The organism is Staphylococcus sp. FSL W8-1270, assembly GCF_038007165.1.
GTDB lineage: Bacteria > Bacillota > Bacilli > Staphylococcales > Staphylococcaceae > Staphylococcus > Staphylococcus hominis.
The window spans coordinates 875,838-890,747 of record NZ_JBBOWQ010000001.1 but is presented as its reverse complement, the minus strand read 5'-3'; the positions used below and the strand labels follow the sequence as shown (position 1 = coordinate 890,747).

The 14,910-nt window shown below is 28.6% G+C and carries 17 protein-coding genes and 1 pseudogene; 3 read left to right on the top strand and 15 right to left on the bottom strand.

Annotated features, from left to right (window positions below; translation table 11 throughout):
* Window positions 1–22: 22 nt before the first annotated feature.
* The 10 genes from NSU06_RS04455 to NSU06_RS04410 form a co-directional block, all read right to left on the bottom strand.
* Window positions 23–865, bottom strand: coding sequence for a DUF4097 family beta strand repeat-containing protein (locus NSU06_RS04455; protein WP_019835504.1), 843 nt, complete (start codon window positions 863–865; stop codon window positions 23–25).
* Window positions 865–1,419 carry an HAAS signaling domain-containing protein gene (locus tag NSU06_RS04450; protein ID WP_070647641.1) on the bottom strand — a complete coding sequence of 185 codons (555 nt, stop codon included), beginning with the start codon at window positions 1,417–1,419 and terminating at the stop codon, window positions 865–867. Before NSU06_RS04450 ends, NSU06_RS04455 begins: the two co-directional genes overlap by 1 nt.
* Before the next feature lie 48 nt (window positions 1,420–1,467).
* Entirely contained in the window at window positions 1,468–1,953 is a 486-nt protein-coding gene (locus NSU06_RS04445) for a hypothetical protein (protein ID WP_002450066.1), read from the bottom strand.
* A 145-nt stretch (window positions 1,954–2,098) separates the two neighbouring features.
* Complete coding sequence (pmtD, locus tag NSU06_RS04440; protein WP_017175262.1) at window positions 2,099–2,827, bottom strand: phenol-soluble modulin export ABC transporter permease subunit PmtD; 729 nt, start codon at window positions 2,825–2,827, stop codon at window positions 2,099–2,101.
* Window positions 2,828–3,700: a phenol-soluble modulin export ABC transporter ATP-binding protein PmtC gene (pmtC, locus tag NSU06_RS04435; protein ID WP_017175263.1), complete on the bottom strand. Its 873-nt coding sequence runs from the start codon at window positions 3,698–3,700 to the stop codon at window positions 2,828–2,830.
* Window positions 3,701–3,717: 17 nt separating this feature from the next.
* Window positions 3,718–4,380 (bottom strand): phenol-soluble modulin export ABC transporter permease subunit PmtB, encoded by a 663-nt coding sequence (gene pmtB / locus NSU06_RS04430; RefSeq protein WP_093514809.1) that lies wholly within the window; start codon window positions 4,378–4,380, stop codon window positions 3,718–3,720.
* Entirely contained in the window at window positions 4,377–5,276 is a 900-nt protein-coding gene (gene pmtA / locus NSU06_RS04425; RefSeq protein WP_019835507.1) for a phenol-soluble modulin export ABC transporter ATP-binding protein PmtA, read from the bottom strand. The genes pmtB and pmtA overlap by 4 nt, the downstream gene beginning before the upstream one ends.
* The gene (gene pmtR, locus NSU06_RS04420; RefSeq protein ID WP_070647643.1) at window positions 5,273–5,653 is read right to left on the bottom strand and encodes a PSM export ABC transporter transcriptional regulator PmtR; all 381 of its coding nucleotides are present in this window, start codon (window positions 5,651–5,653) and stop codon (window positions 5,273–5,275) included. Before pmtR ends, pmtA begins: the two co-directional genes overlap by 4 nt.
* A gap of 187 nt (window positions 5,654–5,840) precedes the next feature.
* Window positions 5,841–6,017, bottom strand: coding sequence for an SE1626 family protein (locus NSU06_RS04415; RefSeq protein WP_002455099.1), 177 nt, complete (start codon window positions 6,015–6,017; stop codon window positions 5,841–5,843).
* A 179-nt stretch (window positions 6,018–6,196) separates the two neighbouring features.
* Complete coding sequence (locus NSU06_RS04410; protein WP_017175266.1) at window positions 6,197–6,292, bottom strand: Trp-rich small protein; 96 nt, start codon at window positions 6,290–6,292, stop codon at window positions 6,197–6,199.
* Between the two features lie 192 nt (window positions 6,293–6,484).
* Here NSU06_RS04410 and NSU06_RS04405 point away from each other — a divergent pair, with 192 nt between their 5' ends.
* Window positions 6,485–7,771 carry an aminotransferase class I/II-fold pyridoxal phosphate-dependent enzyme gene (locus tag NSU06_RS04405; protein WP_340779477.1) on the top strand — a complete coding sequence of 429 codons (1,287 nt, stop codon included), beginning with the start codon at window positions 6,485–6,487 and terminating at the stop codon, window positions 7,769–7,771.
* 50 nt (window positions 7,772–7,821) lie between these two features.
* Here the strand turns inward: NSU06_RS04405 and NSU06_RS04400 are convergent, their stop codons facing one another.
* From NSU06_RS04400 to groES, 4 genes and pseudogenes are all read right to left on the bottom strand, one after another.
* Window positions 7,822–8,493 (bottom strand): type 1 glutamine amidotransferase, encoded by a 672-nt coding sequence (locus NSU06_RS04400; protein ID WP_048678809.1) that lies wholly within the window; start codon window positions 8,491–8,493, stop codon window positions 7,822–7,824.
* Between the two features lie 181 nt (window positions 8,494–8,674).
* Window positions 8,675–8,884: pseudogene (locus NSU06_RS04395) on the bottom strand (hypothetical protein); the annotation flags it as partial.
* A gap of 518 nt (window positions 8,885–9,402) precedes the next feature.
* On the bottom strand, window positions 9,403–11,022 hold the full coding sequence (gene groL / locus NSU06_RS04390; protein ID WP_017175271.1) for a chaperonin GroEL: 1,620 nt from the start codon (window positions 11,020–11,022) through the stop codon (window positions 9,403–9,405).
* A 56-nt stretch (window positions 11,023–11,078) separates the two neighbouring features.
* Window positions 11,079–11,366 (bottom strand): co-chaperone GroES, encoded by a 288-nt coding sequence (gene groES, locus NSU06_RS04385; RefSeq protein ID WP_017175272.1) that lies wholly within the window; start codon window positions 11,364–11,366, stop codon window positions 11,079–11,081.
* 174 nt (window positions 11,367–11,540) lie between these two features.
* On the opposite strand from groES, the gene mroQ reads away from it, so the two are divergent.
* Window positions 11,541–12,281, top strand: coding sequence for an intramembrane glutamic endopeptidase MroQ (mroQ, locus tag NSU06_RS04380; protein WP_340779474.1), 741 nt, complete (start codon window positions 11,541–11,543; stop codon window positions 12,279–12,281).
* A 55-nt stretch (window positions 12,282–12,336) separates the two neighbouring features.
* Here the strand turns inward: mroQ and NSU06_RS04375 are convergent, their stop codons facing one another.
* Window positions 12,337–14,052, bottom strand: coding sequence for an SdrH family protein (locus tag NSU06_RS04375; protein WP_340779472.1), 1,716 nt, complete (start codon window positions 14,050–14,052; stop codon window positions 12,337–12,339).
* A 177-nt stretch (window positions 14,053–14,229) separates the two neighbouring features.
* Here NSU06_RS04375 and NSU06_RS04370 point away from each other — a divergent pair, with 177 nt between their 5' ends.
* Complete coding sequence (locus NSU06_RS04370) at window positions 14,230–14,853, top strand: nitroreductase family protein (protein ID WP_340779469.1); 624 nt, start codon at window positions 14,230–14,232, stop codon at window positions 14,851–14,853.
* The last annotated feature ends 57 nt before the right edge of the window (window positions 14,854–14,910 follow it).

Sequence of the window (14,910 nt, the reverse complement as noted above, 5' to 3'; positions counted from 1 at the left end):
GTTTTGTCTAATCTTTTTCATCCTATTTAATATTTATATCACCTTTAACGTTATAACACTCTATAATATTATAACTATTACCTACTTTGCTATCTTTAAAATAAGGATTCTTAATGTTATTGTCACCCATTCCTGGATGTAGTTTTAACAAGGTGTCTTTAGGCTTGGTTTTATAATCAATGTTTATATCACCTTTTTTACTTGAGCTCTTCATATCAATTTGACTTGGCATGTTTTTAAAGTCAAGCTTTCCTTCATTTGTAATGAACAATCCATTTTTCAAGGTACAATGATTAACCACAATATTAGAATTTATTACTTTAAATTGACTATTTTTTATATCACTATTTTTTATATTAATTGTGCCATGATCACTATAATAATCAATACGATCAAGTTTAGCTTCTTTGATATTTAAATTTTCTCCGTCTTTTCTAATTCTAGCTTTTTTGATATCTATGTTATTAATATTTAATTTTCCTAATTTAGCATCAATATTTAATTGTTTTAATTTATCAGGTGGAATGGTTATATGTATGTTGAACTTGCTTCTTTTAAAAGGGTTTAAATTAAAGCTATATCCTCTTTTAGAAGAACGTGATTCTTTTACATTTAAGCTGTCTTTTTGAGTGTTCACTTTTATACTATTGTCCCCATAATATTTCACTCTAAATGAAGAACCTTGAGTAATAGTGATATCAGAACTATAACTATCTATATTCAATTTAGAGATAGATGATTGATGAAACGTTTCATTATATTTCAGTCGTTTATAGATATCTTTATCATGAACAAACCATACTAACGTGGCTGCTAGAAAAAAAACAACAAATATAACTAATCCACTTATTGTTAATTTTTTCATCACTGGATTCTTCCTTTAATTATTTTTATATACCATGATAAATATTTTAAAACAAGTTTATATAAATTCTGAACAATTTTTATTATTGCAACGAACGCTAATATACCTATTCCAGCATAAGAAATACTATAAAGAAAATTACTAAAAGAGTCAGGAGTGCTTTTAAGGATACTAATAATAATTAATAAGATAGGTAAACAAATAAGCACAATTGAAATGACGAAAACAAAGGCTAGAAATATTAAGAATATTATCATTGGGATAACAATTAAGAAAAAAGAAATAACACCCAAACTTAATGATGCCATAATAGCTTTTACAATATTACGAAAGTTAGGTGTAACTTTAGCATGTGAAATTGCTTCTTTAGCTTTTATTTCTTTTCCAATAGTATAAGGATTTTTCAAATCATCTAATATTTGAGCATCTGTCTTGCCTTTTGTTTCTTGATTATAAAAGATATCTTCATATTCATTCATAACTTTATCTTTTTCTTTACGTGGTAAATCATCAAGTTCCGTTTCCAGTTCATTCAAAAAAGTAATTTTATCCATTTCTCTTTCACATACTTTCTTAAAACATAAATTTATTTTTATTAACTATCAACGACTAAAGAATTCAATTCGCTTAACAATATTATCTTTATATAAAATTGATAATTTCATGTGATGATCTTTATCAAGATACACTAAAGCATCATAACCTTTACCTACCTTATCTTTGTCATAGTTATAACCTAGATTATCTATAACAGCATCGATTTGGTCACCTATATGAACATCAAAATTTGTGTTAACAAAAGTATCTTTAACTAAGATAATTCCTTTAATTTTGTGATGTTTTTTCTTGACTTTTATTGTTAAATTTTTATATTTATTATGATTATAAAAAACATACCTATCTAATTTCACATGCTTATTTAAACTATATTCTGAGTTATCAAACGTTTCATTAAGCTTTAAATGATTAATTTCTACATCACTTAAATCAACCGTTTTTTCATTTTTATAAATTGTCAATCCTAGTACAACTAATAAAGAAATGACAATAAATAAAATTGAGATAACCCATCTATTTTGAATATGCAATAGGACCACCACTTATATACTTATTTTTTTTAATATATCATAACTATGATTATATTCAAAAAATATTAAAGTACCTTTCAATGCAAATAAAACTGGCGACAAAAATTGAACGTATCGTCGCCAGTTTTATTAAAAAGTTATTAATTTAAATGTCTCGTTTAGCAGCATAAAGTACATCAGCGATAAATAAAATAACAATAGATGCAATAGAAATGAACCATTGCCAATTCGTAAATTTAATACTACCTGATGATGATTTTTCTGTTAAGTAACTAAAAGGTATATATTTGAGTGATTTTTGAATATTATCGCCCCATTCAGGGATTAAACCTAAAAATGGTTGTAAAAATGGTACGATAAACACTAAAAAGATACCTAATGTAAAAATGACTGCTGGTTTTTGGACAATTAAAGTAATTAAGAATAATAATAGTCCAAAAAATAGTAAGAAGATAAGATAGAACCAAATATTCGTTAGGAATTTATCTCCATTTAAATTTTTACCATCTGTAAAAGTCTGAATAACTAAAAGTGTAACATACGTGATAAGTGTAAATATGAACGAAAAAATAATAATCGAAATCGTTTTCGCTATCACATAACCTACTCTATTTTTCACTTTATTCATATAAAGTTGAATCGTTCCTTGAGAGTAGTCACGTGTAATTGTTTTAATAACAACGAGTAAACCAAAGAATAGAAACATCCAATTTGCCATTGGTAATATCATTGAATAATCGACTTTATCATTATTTTTTGCTAATAGTACAGTCATTGCTGTGATGATACCCCAGATACATATAAGCGCGATATATGTTAAATAACTTTTAAAAAAACTTAATATATCATATTTAACTAATTGTAAACTCTTCATCTAATGGTCACCTCTTTGATTAATATTAAAGTACGTATCTCGAAGCGAATTTTTACGTGTTTCAATATATTTAGGATACACATTAATATGTGCGAGCGCTTTAAGCAATGTTCGATAATCTCGTTCTGCTTTAATAAGAATTTCTCCATTTTGTTTATAAGAATGAATAACATTAAAATGTTCTTGTAAATAATTTAGCGCTTGATCAAAATCATCATTGTCCAACGTAATAGAGGTACTTTCTTCTGCACTACCATCTTTCATATTGACATCTTGAACGAAATGTCCATCTCTTAAAAAGACAGCTCTATCACAAATCAATTCGATGTCTTCTAATTTATGACTTGAAATAAGAATTTTCATATTTAATTCATTTACTAAAGATTGTATCGTTTCTAGAACATCGATTGAGCCATCTGGATCCATACCATTCGTAGGTTCATCCAAAATAAGATATTTTGGTTTGTTCATTAATGATACGGCAATCGCTAATTTTTGTTTCATACCCATTGAATATTTTTTAACTTTTTTCTTAATATAAGGACGCATACCAAAAGCATCTATAATTTTATCTGAATAGGCTTTATCAAATCCTTGACCAAGCACCTGAGCAAAGAGTCTTAAATTATAAAGCCCCGTTTTATTATCATAAAGTTTTGGATGTTCAATGAGATAGCCAATATTTTCATCATCTTTTAAATTAACTTTACCTTTGTAATTAATAATATTTCCATTCATCACTTTCATCAGTGTAGTTTTACCTACACCGTTTTTACCAATGAGTCCTACAATTTTGCTATCTCCAAAATCAAAATCTATATTGTCTAAAACATTATGATTACCGTATGTTTTAGTAATATTTTCTAATTTCATAAAAGTCCTCCTTTTTTCTAGCGACGATTAATACGTGCTATTTGAATAAAATAATTTATAACTAGCCAAATCACACTTATAATAACTAATCCAATACTTAAATATTTATTAAATACATTTGGATCAAGTGCATTATGAAAGATAAATAAATTAATAGTCAAAAAGATAAATGCAATTGCCATCGGTATAGCAAGTACCATTAAAATAATATAAACAGTGTAAGAAATATATTCTCTTTTTCTTTCTGTACTTTTACTAAAGGCAATAGGAATGCTAAATAAATTTACACTTAAAAATGAAAGTGCTGTTGAATAACGCAACTCATTTACCTGAATATTTGTTGATTGAAAATTATATAATCCAATAATCAATGTTCCTAAAATCGTTAATATAATACATGTCAGATAATTTGCATTAAGCAATTCTTTCTTAGTTATTGGTAAACTTTCATAAAAAAGATACGACTCTTTTCCACCTAACCGTCTATGTACTCTAAATAATTGTCCTGAATCTAAAATGCTTATAATCATTAATGTAATGGCAAGTGGAATATATACAACGAAACCATAGCTTGTTTTTGAAAAAAATAGTGTATAAATAGGATTAATAACAATAAGCACTAAATAAATGATAAGTGTCCAACGTCTTAACTTAAAATTTCTTATTATTAGTTGCTTCATGTCATCAACCCGTTTCTATTTTGAGTTTCAACATCATTAGTTTCTTTCATTTTCTCAAGGTAAATCATTAATTCTTCAATCGTTGGATGTTTTATTTCAACTTGTTTTCCAAATAGTTCCTTAAATGTTTGACCATGTTTTGTAAAACCAACATAACCTGTCTGCTTTTCTTCTTTATATAAAAGGAGTTGATTTAATTCATCATCTAAATCTTTGTTATCACCTTTTACGATAAAATATTTCTCTTTTATATCATCACAATAGCCTTCAAGTACAAGATTGCCTGTTTTTATATATACAAGATAATCTGCTATTTTTTCTAAGTCTGAAATAATATGAGTCGAAATAAAAACCGTTTTATTTTCATCTATTAATTCTTGTTGCAATATTTCTAGAACTTCATTTCTTACAATTGGATCTAAACCTGCTGTTGGTTCATCTAATATAAATAACTCAGCGTGATGACTTAAAGCAATGGCTAAAGATAACTTCATTTTCATTCCACTAGAGAAATGCTTAATTTTAAGATGACTTGGTATATTGAATCGCTCTAAATACTGATGGAATATATGACTATCCCACTTAGAATAAAAAGGAGAAATCATATTTTCTAGTTTTTTTATATTCCATTGTTGGTTGAAATACATTTCTGAGTAAACAAAACCAATTTTATTTTTAATCCATTTTGCTGATTCTTTCATTTGTCGTCCTAAGATTTTAATTTCTCCAGTATTAGGTTCAAGTAAATCCATCATTAATCGAATCATTGTTGTCTTGCCAGCACCATTACTCCCAATAAAGCCCGTAACAAACCCTTGAGGAATACTGAATGAAAGATCTTTGATTTGGAAAGTTTTAGTGTTATAACTTACGTGTTTAACTTCAATCGCTTTCATTCATCTTCCTCCTCGTAAATTAAAGATAAAACTTCATTTAATTCTTTTAGAGGCATACCAATTGTTTTTGCTTCTTTTACCATGGAACGTGCAAGATGTTCAATTACAAAAAATTGTTTTTCTTTTAAAATTGAACTGTCTTGTTCTTTTACGAATGTTCCTTTACCTCTTATTGTTGTGACAAACCCTTCTTTTTCCAAATCTTCATAGGCACGCTTTGTTGTAATTAAACTGACTTGCAAATCTTTCGCCAGTTCCCTCATAGATGGTAAGTGACTTCCAGCTTCAACGTAACCTTTTAATATATTTTCTTTAATTTGTTGTTTAATTTGTTCATAAATGGGCTGTTCACTGGTGTTTTTTAGAATAACTTTCATTTATGTCCCCCTTTACAACTGTATATAAATAATATATACAGTATATACAGATTTGTAAAGTGAAATAATAAAAATAAGATAAAATCAGTATTCTTAAGACATAAGTTGTATATACACTATAAACATAGTTAAACAAAAAAACTATGATACAGTATTACAGTGGTAATTGCATCATAGTTTTCATATGTTACTTTTTATTTTTACGTCTGTCATTGCTACGATTAATAAATGCACATATCATAAACATAATGGCAGCCAATAATAACTTTATACCTTGACTTTCATGTCCAGTGGCTTGTAGATAATATCCAATTACAAACAAAACAATAGCTAAACCTACAAAAATTTTTGTTAGGTGTTTCATCATTTTTAGTCACCTCATTATAATAATTATATCAAATTTTTTATTTTATATGCATTAATCATTTATTTAATTAAAATTGAATTGTATATGTTCTATGTTAAGATAGTGTTATATCCACAAATTGCATTACACCCCCTAACTTGCCACATCAAGTTAAGGGGTTTTTGTGTAAGGTCATCTTATTTATTTTTCCACTTAGTTTCTAACCAAACTCGAAATATAATTAGCATACTCCCTGTTATAAGTGTGACTAAACCTTCTAATAACCACGACATTACACTACACCTCCACAAAGTAAAGTGTCATATCTCATGATGACCTATATATATTTTAACACACAAACAGAACATACGTTCCGTTTTCTAATAAAAACACTTCTCTGCTTTATTTTTATTAGAAAACTTTATATTTTGTTTAATTCAAGATAATATATAATGTGAATAACAATTTAAAGCGAGGTTATGAAAATGAATCCTTTAGCACAACATTTAAACGATCAACTAGGCGATGACCGTCCTGAAATATTAAGCATGTTATCGACATTAGGTCAATCTATGTTTTATCCCAAAGGTATTCTGTCTCAGTCTGCAGAAGCTAAATCAACAAAATACAATGCAACAATTGGTATGGCAACTAATGATAAAGGAAAAATGTATGCAGACACATTATTTGATGTCTACAATCATCTTTCGCCTGATGAGATTTTCCCATATGCTCCGCCACAAGGAATTGAAACTTTAAGAGATTTATGGCAACAAAAAATGTTAAAAGAAAATCCTAGTTTAAAAGCTTCATCTATAAGCCGTCCGATCGTGACGAATGCATTAACCCATGGTTTATCTTTAGTTGCTGACTTATTTGTAAATGATGAAGATACAATTTTATTACCAACACATAACTGGGGAAACTATAAACTTATTTTTAATACAAGACATAATGCAAATATTGAAACTTATGCTATTTTCGATCAAGATGGACATTATACAACAAATTCACTTGTATCTACTTTAGATAATTTTAAACAAGATAAAGCAATTATTATCTTAAATTATCCTAATAATCCAACAGGCTATACACCTACTCAAGAAGAAGTTCATACAATTGTCTCAGCAATTGAACGCTTAGCAGAAAAAGGAACTAAGGTGATTACAGTCGTAGATGATGCATACTATGGTTTATTTTATGAAGATGTCTATACACAATCTATTTTTACTGCAATTACTCAATTAGATTCAAAAAACATTCTACCGATACGCCTTGACGGTGCAACTAAAGAATTTTTTGCTTGGGGTTTACGTGTTGGCTTCCTTACATTTGGATTAAATAATCAAAAAGCTAAAGACGTATTAGAGGCTAAAGTTAAAGGATTAATTAGAAGTAATATTTCAAGTGGAGCAATGCCTTCTCAAAGTGCAATTAAATATATACTAGAGAACCATGAACAATTTGATAAAGAAATACAAGCTAATGTAAAAACACTACAAGAGCGTTATGAAGTAACAAAAGTAGTAGTTTATGATGAAAAATATAAACAACATTGGCAAGCATATGATTTTAACTCTGGATATTTTATGGCACTTAAAGTAATCGGTGTTAACCCTGAAGAACTTCGTGTTCATTTAATCGATAAATACTCAATTGGTATTATTGCACTTAATGATACAGATATTCGTATTGCTTTTAGTTGTGTTGAAAAAAACGATATTCCACATGTTTTTGATTCTATTGCTAAAGCAATTGATGACTTAAAATAACATAAAAGTATAATAGCGAGAGACCTAACCAGGAAGGCTCTCGCTATTTTTTAATGACTTGTAATAAAATCTAATAATTTAAACATTACTTCTTTATTCTCTTTTGGTACTTCTTGGTTAAGAATCTGTTCTGACGTTTGATTTAATACGGAATCAACCGCGTATGAAGCATCATTCATGACAATCTCTTTTATATCATGAGCATCTGGTTCAAAATGAAATTGTAGTCCAATAATATTATTATTCAAAATAAATCCTTGATTTTTTAAATATTGACTTGAAAATAATAATTGTGCATTTTTAGGTATATAAAATGTTTCTTCATGCCAATGTAATGCCATCAATACTTTTGGAATATTAGGAATGATCGGTGACTCAAGATAAACTTTATCCCAACCGACTTCTTTTACTGGAGATTTTCCTACAGTATATCCTAGTGCTTTAGTAATTTGTTGAGCTCCAAAACATATACCAAATATTGGCTTATTTTGCTGTATTAAATTGCGAATTAATTCTCTTTCTTCAAAAATCCATTTATCCTCATTATTAGGACTCATGGGTCCTCCTAAAATAATAAGTAAATCTGTTTCTTTAACATTGGGAATGATACCGCCATTAAAATAAGGATGATAAATATATAATTCATGGTGATGCTCGGTAGCCCAATCTCTGATAACTCCAGGACCTTCATTAGGGGTATGTTGTAAAATATTAATCCTCATTGTTGATTCTCCTTTAAAAGTCAATGTTTATTTATATCTTTGATATCATTATACTTCGAAACACTTAAAATAAATATCATAAAAATTATATAATTTTTATATTTAAAAACTTTTATAAGCAATCCAATATATATAAAGAATCTAAGACAATCATTTTTTGCCATAGACTCCAATATAAAACTCATACTTTTCTATTTCCTATTAAGTCACTATAGTATTTAATAGGGTTCATTCCATCTTTCCATGTAGTATAAATCAGTGTTCCACCTTGTTTTTTGAATTTTTCATTACTAGCACCACGTTCAAATGAAGACGCTAGTTCAATATTCATATTAGGATTAACATTTAATAAATTTGCATACTATTTAGCCCACACATCACCTTTAACTGGATCATTTTGAATTAACTAATCAATATTTCAGTACAGATTCACTCTATAATCAAAACCGTCAGAAAATTAAATAACAACATAAATATAAAAAGCAAGAATTCTTTTATCACTATATTAATCTATATTATTATTTTGATTATTAAATTTAGCATTTTTATTTATTATCTTTTTCTTTTTTTCAATTTGTATATTAAATAAAATTGTTGAAAATCAAAAGATGTAAAATTTCGACAAGTTTTATGTAAAAAATATTTAAATTATATTTAAAGATATCAGTGAAGCTAAACAAATAATTAAAGAATATGTCCATTTTTTTAATATAAAAAACTAACATTAAAAATGGCTGATTTTGCATAAAACAAAACCAACCATATCTTTTAATTATTTACTTGTCTATTTGACAAAGCACACTTCAAAATGAACTTATCAGTCTTTTTATTATATTTCCTAAATTTCTATAACTAAATTATGACCAGTAAAAACACAAAACATTGATATATCAACATTTATAGGCGTTTTTACATCATACCTGGCATACCGCCCATTGCAGCATTATCATTACTTTCAGGCTCTGGGATATTTGCAACTACCGCTTCAGTAGTTAAGAACATTGCAGCAACACTTGCAGCGTGTTGTAAAGCTGAACGTGTTACCTTAGTAGGATCTACAATACCTTCTTCAAGCATATTCACCCACTCGTTTGTAGCAGCATTGAATCCGACACCTGCATCAGCATGTTTAAGTCTTTCAACAATAACTGAACCTTCTAATCCAGCATTTTCAGCAATTTGACGTACTGGTGCTGATAAAGCTTTAAGTACAATATTAACACCTGTCGCAACATCGCCTTCCGCTTCTATTTTTTCAACTTTATTATAGATATTAACTAATGCTGTACCGCCACCTGCAACAATACCTTCTTCAACTGCAGCGCGTGTAGAATTTAATGCATCTTCAATACGTAATTTACGTTCTTTTAATTCTGTTTCAGAAGCAGCTCCTACTTTTATCACTGCTACGCCACCAGCTAATTTAGCAAGACGTTCTTGTAATTTTTCTCTATCAAAGTCTGAATCAGTTTCTTCAATTTGTGCTTTGATTTGACTTACACGTGCATCAATACTGTTATCGTCTCCATCACCATCAACAACAGTTGTATTATCTTTTGTTACTTCTACTTTATTTGCAGTACCTAACATATCAATAGAAGCATCTTTTAATTCTAATCCTAAATCATCTGTAATCACTGTTGCGCCAGTCAATATTGCTAAATCTTCTAACATTGCTTTACGACGATCACCAAAGCCAGGTGCTTTAACAGCTACAGCAGTGAATGTTCCTCTCATGCGGTTTAATACAATATTTGTTAATGCATCACCTTCGACTTCATCTGCCACAATTAAGATTGGTCGACTTGATTGAACAACTTGTTCTAATAAAGGTAGTATATCTTGGAATGATGAAATTTTCTTATCTGTAACTAAAATATATGGTCTTTCTAATTCCGCAATCATTTTATCAGAATCTGTTACCATATATGGAGATTGATAACCTCTATCAAATTGCATACCTTCTACAACTTCTAGTTCCGTATCAAGTCCATTAGATTCTTCAATTGTAATAACACCATCATTACCTACTTTGTCCATTGCTTCAGAAATATATTTACCAATTTCTTCATCAGCAGCAGAAATTGCACCTACTTGTGCGATTTCATTTTTATTTTCAACTTTTTGAGAAATATCATGTAATGCTTCAACTGCTACTCTGACTGCTTTATCAATGCCTTCACGTAAACCAACTGGATTTGCACCACTTGTTACGTTTTTCAAACCTTCTTGAATCATTGCTTGTGCTAATACTGTAGCAGTTGTAGTACCATCACCAGCAATTTCATTTGTTTTATTTGCTACTTCTTGAACTAATTTAGCACCCATATTTTCATATGGATCTTCTAATTCAATTTCTTTGGCAATTGTTACACCATCGTTTGTAATTAAAGGTGCAACATATTCTTTATCTAATACAACATTTCGACCTTTAGGACCAATTGTTACTTTAACAGCGTTTGCTAGTTTATCCACACCACGTAACATCGCTTGTCGAGCATCTTCTGAAAATTTAAGATCTTTAGCCATCTATACGACCTCCATTAATATTAATCATTTTTTTGACAATTTTTATATAGTTATTTTTACTTTTCTATAATTGCTAATATATCTTCTACATTTAAAATTAAATAAGTTTCTTCTCCACGTTTAATCTCTGATCCAGCATATTCTTGAAATACTACTGAATCACCTTCTTTTACTTCGGGAGCAACTGTCTCACCATTATCAAGAAGACGTCCGCTGCCTACCGCAACTACAACACCTTCGTTAGATTTTTCTTTTGCGCTATCAGTTAAAACGATTCCACTTTTAGTTGTTTCTTCTTGTTCTTTTCTTTCGATAATCACACGGTTTCCTAATGGTTTAAGCATGATTGTTCCTCCTTAGCAGGGTCTATTTAGCACTTTAATATAATGAGTGCTAACCTAATTTTTATAATAATCAAATTTGGTCAATATTTCAAGTAAAAACATTCTCTTACTTTTGTACATCTGAGTTTTTTACGATAAAATAAGAATTATTGATATTTAATCTGGAGGTTTCAAATGGCAAGAATTTGGGTGGCAATACTAACATTATTTATATACGCTTTAGCACAATTTTTACCCTTAGTTCTAGCACAGACGCCTATATTTAGTCGTTTATCAGGTATGGCTTTAGCTAGGGCTGGGGTGTATACTCAAGTTATCTTATTTATACTTGCAGCAATTTTAATCATCTTTCTTCATTTCAAAATTAAGAATCCTACAAACTTAGAGCAAGAACATAAAGAATCAAAACGTTATATTATCCCATGGGCTGTACTTGGCTTTTTCATAGTTATGTTATATCAAGTTATTGTAGGTGTGATTAACATATGGATTTTCGGTCAACCACAACAAAGTCCAAATACTCAACGAATAATGGCTCTAGCAAAACAACTTCCTGTTTTTATTATATTAATTTCTGTTATAGGCCCTATTTTAGAAGAATATGTATTTAGAAAAGTGTTCTTTGGTGAACTATATGATCGAATTAAAGGAAATAGAATCATTGCCTTCTTAATTGCTTCTACCGTAAGTTCTTTACTTTTTGCATTAGCGCATAATGATATTAAATTTATTCTTATTTATTTTGGTATGGGGATGATACTTTCATTAGCTTATACTTTAACAAAACGAATTTCTGTTCCGATACTTATTCATATGTTTCAAAATGGCTTCGTTGTAGTAATGCAATTTTTCCTTAGCGATTCATTAAATCATTTAAACCAACAAACTCAATTTATTATTCACTTGTGTAATTAGCACATAATTTATCTTAATAAATAAAAGCATCGAATGCTCTAGACATTTGATGCTTTTACTTTTTTTTCGTTTTTAACTTTTGATATACATAAATTATCATTACAGTGGAAGATATTAAAATTAAAGTAGGAATCAGTATCATATTCAAAGTTTTTATATATGATTTTGATTCTGTTTTTTTATGAGGAGAAGTAATGACTTTTGTATGTTCTTCTACTTCATACTTATGAATTGTTTTTGGCTTTTTTAAATCAGGCATAGAGCCAATGTCACTTGTAATTAATGATAAAACTTGCTCATCTAAATTTTTATAATATTCTTTAGCATTAAGTGGATTAAAATATTGAAATCTAAAGTATTGAGAATCCTCTTGTAATATATTTAGATTTTGATTATCAAATTTTTGTTTCGTAATTAAACGATTAAAATCTTTATTTGTTATTTTTTCACCATTATCATCTAAATGATTAACCTTATTAATAATATAAGGGTTGTACTTATAAGCACCTTTTGCATATTGATTAAACCTATTTAAGATATTTTCTGAAAATCTTGACTCTATTTGATATATATTTGAATAAGTGGATTCTTTTCTTCTATCACTTTGAAAATATAGATTATTTTGCTTTAAATGTGTTGGTTCAAAGTTATTATGATTGTTTTCAACTAGTTGTCGTGAAAATAATTGGTTAAACATTGTTTTTGAAACATTATTTTGAGACTTACCCTTTTGATAATTAGTGTTTGAGTAAACATTGGATGAAGTATTATCGTTATATGGTTGTATGATTTGATTTTGTTTCGACTTCATTGATTTAGACATTACATTTTGATGTTCTTCTTGCTTAAAAATAGTTGAATCCTCATTTTTATAATTTTTACTTTTTTGTGCTGTTTTATATTTATTATGATTTTTTTCTTCAGAAGATGACGTGTTATTTTTATGAATATGTTCTATTCCACTCTTTTGTTGATTCTTATCATTAACTTTTTCTTTTTTTAGTTCTTCAAGGCTATTAGTTTCGTCGCTTTCTTTTCGTGATTCTTCTGCTGTTGATTTTTCTGTGCTATTAGTCTCGTCGCTTTCTTGTTGGGACTCTTCTACTGTTGATTTTTCTTTACTGTTAGTCTCGTCACTTTCTTGTTGGGACTCTTCTGCTGCTGATTTTTCTGTGCTATTAGTCTCGTCGCTTTCTTTTCGTGACTCTTCTACTGTTGATTTTTCTTTACTGTTAGTCTCGTCACTTTCTTGTTGTGATTCTTCTACTGCTGATTTTTCTTTACTGTTAGTCTCGTTGCTTTCTTGTTGTGACTCTTCTACTGTTGATTTTTCTTTACTGTTAGTCTCGTCACTTTCTTGTTGGGACTCTTCTGCTGCTGATTTTTCTTTACTGTTAGTCTCGTCACTTTCTTGTTGGGACTCTTCTACTGCTGATTTTTCTTTACTGTTAGTCTCGTCACTTTCTTGTTGGGACTCTTCTACTGCTGATTTTTCTTTACTGTTAGTCTCGTCGCTTTCTTGATGTATATTTTCTATTTTTGGTTCTTCTGTGTTGCTAGTTTCATCACTAGTATAATTAAATTTTTTTATGTTTTCCTTACTTAGTTTAATTTTAGATTGCTGAGTATCAGAATTTATTTGTGAGTTTACTTTCTGATCTACGCCTTCACTCTCTATATTAGAAGAGGTTTCAGCATAACTATAGTGACTGAATATAGTTGCACTTATAGCAAAAATAAGACTTGTTCGAATAACTTTTTGTTTTATCATTCTGAGACCTCCTCTTATTTTTAACAATTTTAGTATAAAGAAATAAAAAATATCATGCATGTATATAAACAAATTGATAAAAAACATTAATATTTATGAAATTTTTGTTATATAATAATTTACTTATTCTAGTATAAATTTTATACAAGAAATATATTAAAAAAAGGAGATTATAAGATGGAATTATTTGATAAAGAAAACACAAAACCATTTCTAACTGAAATTGAAAATAGACGTACAATTTATAAAACTAAAACATCTATTTCTATTAGTGATAAAGAATTAGAGGAAATGATTGAACATATTGTAAAATACATGCCTTCAGCTTTTAATTCACAATCAACACGTGTTGTTTTGTTACTTAATGATCAACATATTAAATTCTGGGAAAATGCTAAAACTGTACTTAAAGATGTAATGGGACCAGATCGTGACTTTGAACCTACAAATCAAAGAATTAATGGTTTCGAGCATGCCTACGGAACTATTTTATATTTTGAAGATGAAGATGTTATAAAATCATTACAAGAACAAATGCCATCATATGCTGATAATTTTGCTAACTGGGCTGTTCAAACAAATGCTATGCATCAATACGCAATTTGGACTGCACTAAGTTCAAAAGGTATCGGTGCATCGTTACAACACTATAATCCACTAGTTGATCAAGTTACAACACAAACATTTGATATTCCAGCATCATGGAAACTTGTAGCACAAATGCCATTTGGTGATATTGAAGAACAAGCTGGTGAAAAAGAAATTCACCCTACTGATCAACGATTTATTATTAAAAAATAATAAATTTAAACTTATCAATGAAGTACATTACAATTAAGTTATTTTACTTTAATTGTA

What these genes read in the sequence shown, in the direction of transcription:
- NSU06_RS04410 (WP_017175266.1), bottom strand. Translation starts at nt 6,292, where the DNA reads ATGTCGTGGTTATTAGAAGGTTTAGTCACACTTATAACAGGGAGTATG.
- NSU06_RS04370 (WP_340779469.1), top strand. Translation starts at nt 14,230, where the DNA reads ATGGAATTATTTGATAAAGAAAACACAAAACCATTTCTAACTGAAATT.
- groES (WP_017175272.1), bottom strand. Translation starts at nt 11,366, where the DNA reads ATGCTTAAACCATTAGGAAACCGTGTGATTATCGAAAGAAAAGAACAA.
- NSU06_RS04400 (WP_048678809.1), bottom strand. Translation starts at nt 8,493, where the DNA reads ATGAGGATTAATATTTTACAACATACCCCTAATGAAGGTCCTGGAGTT.
- pmtA (WP_019835507.1), bottom strand. Translation starts at nt 5,276, where the DNA reads ATGAAAGCGATTGAAGTTAAACACGTAAGTTATAACACTAAAACTTTC.
- groL (WP_017175271.1), bottom strand. Translation starts at nt 11,022, where the DNA reads ATGGCTAAAGATCTTAAATTTTCAGAAGATGCTCGACAAGCGATGTTA.
- pmtC (WP_017175263.1), bottom strand. Translation starts at nt 3,700, where the DNA reads ATGAAATTAGAAAATATTACTAAAACATACGGTAATCATAATGTTTTA.
- pmtD (WP_017175262.1), bottom strand. Translation starts at nt 2,827, where the DNA reads ATGAAGAGTTTACAATTAGTTAAATATGATATATTAAGTTTTTTTAAA.
- mroQ (WP_340779474.1), top strand. Translation starts at nt 11,541, where the DNA reads ATGGCAAGAATTTGGGTGGCAATACTAACATTATTTATATACGCTTTA.
- pmtB (WP_093514809.1), bottom strand. Translation starts at nt 4,380, where the DNA reads ATGAAGCAACTAATAATAAGAAATTTTAAGTTAAGACGTTGGACACTT.
- NSU06_RS04455 (WP_019835504.1), bottom strand. Translation starts at nt 865, where the DNA reads ATGAAAAAATTAACAATAAGTGGATTAGTTATATTTGTTGTTTTTTTT.
- NSU06_RS04415 (WP_002455099.1), bottom strand. Translation starts at nt 6,017, where the DNA reads ATGAAACACCTAACAAAAATTTTTGTAGGTTTAGCTATTGTTTTGTTT.
- pmtR (WP_070647643.1), bottom strand. Translation starts at nt 5,653, where the DNA reads ATGAAAGTTATTCTAAAAAACACCAGTGAACAGCCCATTTATGAACAA.
- NSU06_RS04450 (WP_070647641.1), bottom strand. Translation starts at nt 1,419, where the DNA reads ATGGATAAAATTACTTTTTTGAATGAACTGGAAACGGAACTTGATGAT.
- NSU06_RS04375 (WP_340779472.1), bottom strand. Translation starts at nt 14,052, where the DNA reads ATGATAAAACAAAAAGTTATTCGAACAAGTCTTATTTTTGCTATAAGT.
- NSU06_RS04405 (WP_340779477.1), top strand. Translation starts at nt 6,485, where the DNA reads ATGAATCCTTTAGCACAACATTTAAACGATCAACTAGGCGATGACCGT.